This window comes from Caulobacter sp. P1_B12_2 (genome assembly GCF_056406675.1).
The window spans coordinates 1-4,152 of record NZ_JBFTZS010000412.1; the positions used below are offsets into that span (position 1 = coordinate 1).

General features: G+C 68.6%; 4 protein-coding genes. 3 read left to right on the forward strand and 1 reads right to left on the reverse strand.

Annotated elements, in window-relative coordinates; all coding sequences use genetic code 11:
- The 3 genes from AC1DZ6_RS20375 to AC1DZ6_RS20385 all read left to right on the forward strand — a co-directional run.
- Positions 1-855, forward strand: an 855-nt coding sequence (locus tag AC1DZ6_RS20375; RefSeq protein WP_477098953.1) for an MFS transporter, incomplete at its 5' end; no start/stop codon positions are given.
- A gap of 88 nt (positions 856-943) precedes the next feature.
- The gene (locus tag AC1DZ6_RS20380; protein WP_477098954.1) at positions 944-1,720 is read left to right on the forward strand and encodes a FadR/GntR family transcriptional regulator; all 777 of its coding nucleotides are present in this window, start codon (positions 944-946) and stop codon (positions 1,718-1,720) included.
- 101 nt (positions 1,721-1,821) lie between these two features.
- A complete protein-coding gene (locus AC1DZ6_RS20385) occupies positions 1,822-2,190 on the forward strand; it encodes a YciI family protein (protein ID WP_477098955.1) in 369 nt (122 codons plus the stop codon).
- A gap of 31 nt (positions 2,191-2,221) precedes the next feature.
- On the opposite strand, the gene AC1DZ6_RS20390 is transcribed toward AC1DZ6_RS20385, so the two are convergent.
- On the reverse strand, positions 2,222-4,152 hold a 1,931-nt coding region (locus AC1DZ6_RS20390; RefSeq protein WP_477098956.1), incomplete at its 5' end, for a transglycosylase domain-containing protein.

The window sequence follows — 4,152 nt, forward strand, 5'->3', positions numbered from 1 at the left end:
GACTGGTTCAACTCGCCCGCCATCATCGTCGAGACCCTGGTGGCCATCGTCGGCTTCATCGCCTGGGTCATCTGGGAGCTGAACGAGAAGCACCCGATCGTCGACCTGTCGCTGTTCAAGTCCAAGAACTTCGCCCTGGGCACGGTCGCCTTCTGCCTGGGCTACGCGGTGTTCTTCGGTTCGAACCTGCTCCAGCCGCTGTGGCTTCAGACCCAGATGCACTACATCGCCACCTGGGCCGGTCTGGTGGCCGCCCCCAGCGGCGTGGTGGCCGTGCTGCTGACCCCGTTCGCCGCCCGCATCATGCAGAAGGTCGACGCCCGCTGGGCCGCCACCCTGTCGCTGGCCGCGTTCGGCCTGTCGTTCTTCATGCGCTCGGGCTTCAACTCCGACGCCGACTTCAGGTCCCTGGTCTGGCCGATGCTGGTGCAGGGCGTGGCGATGAGCACCTTCTTCCTGTCGATGGTGACCATCTCGCTGAACGGCGTCGCGCCCCACCAACTGCCGTCGGCCTCGGGCCTGTCGAACTTCTCGCGGATCACCGCCGGCAGCTTCGCCGCCTCGCTGACCACGACGATCTGGGACCGCGGCGAGAGCCTGCACCAGAACCGCCTCGCCGAGACGATGGCCTCGAACGACCCGACCTGGCTGACAGCCATCGACCGCATGCAGGCCGCGGGCCTAAGCCACGCCCAGGCCGTGGGCGCGGTGATGAGCCAGGTGGTCAACCAGGCCTACCTGCTGTCGACCATCGACTTCTTCCGCGCCTCGGCCTGGTTGGCGGTGTTGCTGATCCCCTGCGTCTGGATGACCAACAAGGCGATGAGCAGCGGCGGACCTCCGCCAGCCGACTAGACGGCCGACCCATCGTCGTCGCCGCCCGCCCTACCCTTCCGACGCGACGCCGCTTAAGATAGCGCTGTCGAGAGGGTTGAAGACGAAGATGACGACGACGACGGCCGCCGCAAATCCCCTGCGCCTGTATCAGCGCGTGGCCGCGGACATCGGCCAGGCCATCGCCGACGGCCGCCATCAGCCCGGCCAGCGACTGGCCTCGGAACGCGACCTGGCCGAGGAGTTCGGCGTCAGTCGGCCCACCATCCGCCGCGCCGTAATCGCCCTGGAAATGCGCGGACTGCTGGAGGCCCGGCAGGGCTCGGGCGTTTATGTCCGCGCGGGAGGGCAGCCGCCCCCACCGCCGCGCGACCTGGACATCGGGGCCTTCGATCAGGCCGAGGCCCGCCGCCTGTTCGAGGGCGAGGCCGCCGCCCTGGCCGCCACCCTGATCACCGAGGAGGAACTGGCCTATCTGGAGACCCTGCTCGCCGAGATGAACAGCGAGAAGTCGACCAAGGAACAGTCGGAGTTGGCCGACCGCCAGTTCCACATCACCATCGCCCAGGCCACCCGCAACAGCGCCATCGTCCGCGTGGTCGAGAACACCTGGGACCTGCGCTACAAGTCGCGCCTGTGCATGCAGATGCTGGAAAAGGCCCGGCACGTGCGCAAGCGGCCGCTGAACGACGAGCACCAGGACATCATCGAGTCGCTGCGCACCCGCGACCCCAAGGCCGCCCGCGCCGCCATGCAGACCCATCTGGGCGGGCTGATCGAAAACCTGCTGCTGACCGCCGAGCTCGAGGCGATGGAGCAGACCCGCGAACGCCTGGCCAGCAAGCGCGAAGAGATCGCCCTGCGGGCGGCCAGCGCGGCGAAGTAAAAAGCCTATCCCATCTTCACGCGACGATGTCGGCCCCCGCAGGCGTCGTTCGTCGTTCCAGTGTCAGGCCGATGAGATCGGCTCGAACAAGGAGACGGACGATGCGTGTGATGGTGCTCGTGAAAGCCACCGAAGACAGCGAGAAGGGCTTTGTCCTGACCCCCGAGACGCAAGAGATGCTCGAGGCGATGGGCCGCTACAACGACGAACTGACGAAGGCCGGCGTACTGCGGGCCGGCGACGGCCTTACACCCTCCTCCCAGGGCAAGCGCGTCGCCTTCGACGGCGTCGGCCGAACGGTCATCGACGGCCCCTTCGCCACGCCCCGCGAGCTGGTCGCCGGCTTCTGGCTCTGGGAGGTCAAGGATATGGACGAGGCTGTCGCCTGGGTGAAGCGTTGTCCCAATCCAATGCCCGGACCCAGCGAGATCGAGATCCGGCCGCTGTATGAGATGGAGGATCTGCGATGAGGTCTCCGCTCCGGCTCTCCGGCCACGGTTCCTAGCCCGCCGGTCGCTCCGCCGTCGGCGCGGCCGGGGCCGTCGGGGCGCTGACCAAGGGAGCGCTCGGGGCGACAGGCGCGACCGGCGCAACACCATCGACCGGAGCGACAGGCGCCCCCTCCACCGGAACCGCGCCCTCGACGGGCGTGCCGTCCGGGTTCAGCAGCAGCGTCGGATCCTCGGCCGCCGACACCGCGTCGTCGCCTTCGGGCTCGGCCGCCTTGGGCGCGTCGCGATTGACGGCGTAGGTGGCCACGCTCTTCCAGATCTTGGCCGGCAGGCCGCCGCCGACCACGCCGTGCATGGCGCTGTTGTCGTCGTTCCCCACCCAGACCCCGATGACCAGGTCGCCGACATAGCCGACGAACAGGGCGTCGCGGTAATCCTGGCTGGTGCCGGTCTTGCCGAAGGCGCCGGGGATGGCCGCCTCGATGCCCGTCCCGCGCTGGGTGGCCGAGCGCAGCAGATCGCGCATGCTGGCCAGTTCGGCCTTGGTCAGCGGATGGACGTTGGCAGGCTTCTTCCAGTCCGCCAGGCCGTGCGGAATGATCGGCGCCTCGCCGGCGTCGATGGCCGCATAGGCCGCCGTCAGCCGCACCAGGCTCATCGGTCCGGTGCCCAGCGCCAGGGTGAGGTCGTCGGGGATCGGGTCGGTGATCCCCAGGTCGCGGGCGGTGCGGACGATCGGCTCGCGGCCGATGTCGTGGGCCAGGCGCACGGCGGCCACGTTGGACGAGGCGGCGAAGGCGGTGATCAGCGGCACTTCGCGGCCGGCGTACTTGCCCTCGTGGTTCTTGGGCGTCCAGCCGCTGACCTGGACCGGTGCATCGAGGATCGGACTGGTCGGGGTCATGCCCTGGCGGATGGCCGCCAGATAGACGAACAGCTTGAAGGCCGAGCCCGGCGGACGCTGGGCGTCGGCGCGATTGAACTGGCTGACCTTGTAATTTCGGCCGCCGACCATGGCGACGATCCGGCCGTCGGTGCGCATGGCGACGATCGCGCCCTGGGTGACGTTCAGAACCTTGCCGTCGCGGGCGATCGCCTGGTCGAGGATCTTCTCGGCCTGAGCCTGGAGCTTGGGATCCAGTGTCGTGCGGACAATGGTCTCGCCGTAGGTGTTCTCGAACACCGCCTTGGCCTGCGGGAACACCCAGTCGGCGAAGTAGGAGCCGACCGGCAGCTTCGGGCGGCCCGTCTGGACGTGGATCTGGCGGACCGCGCGGGTCGCCTGGGCCTGGGTGATCACGCCGGTGTCCACCATGGCGCCCAGCACGGTCTTCATCCGCGTCTTGGCGCCGTCGAAGTTCTCGGTAGGAGCCCAGCGGGACGGCGCCTTGACCAGGCCGGCCAGCATCGCCGCCTCGCCGACGCTCAATTGCTCGGGCGCCTTGTCGAAATAGTGCCGCGACGCCGCGCCCAGGCCGAATGTGCCGTCGCCGAAATAGACCGACGACAGGTAGCGCGAGAGGATCTCGTCCTTGGACAAACGGGCGTCCAGATAGAGGGCGATCAGCACCTCCTGGATCTTGCGCCGGAAGGTGCGCTTGTTTGACAGGAAGGCGTTCTTGGCCAGTTGCTGGGTGATGGTCGAACCGCCCTCGGACACCCCGCCGGCCTTGGCGTTGGCGCCCACGGCGCGAAGGATCGCCTTCGGATCGATGCCGATGTGCGTGTAGAAGCGCCGGTCCTCGATGGCGATGAACGCGCCGGGCACATAGGCGGGGAGCTTGGCGACCTCGACGGGCGCTTCCTTGTACGAGCCCCGGCGGGCGATCGGCGAGCCGTCCGCGGCCACGATCACCAAGGTGGGATTGGCCAGGGGCTCCAGCGCCCGACCCAGCGGCAGGGACCACAGCAGCGAGACGATCACAGCGATCACCACCGCCACCGAGGCGGCCACGCCGATCTGCCAGGGCCTGCGCTTCC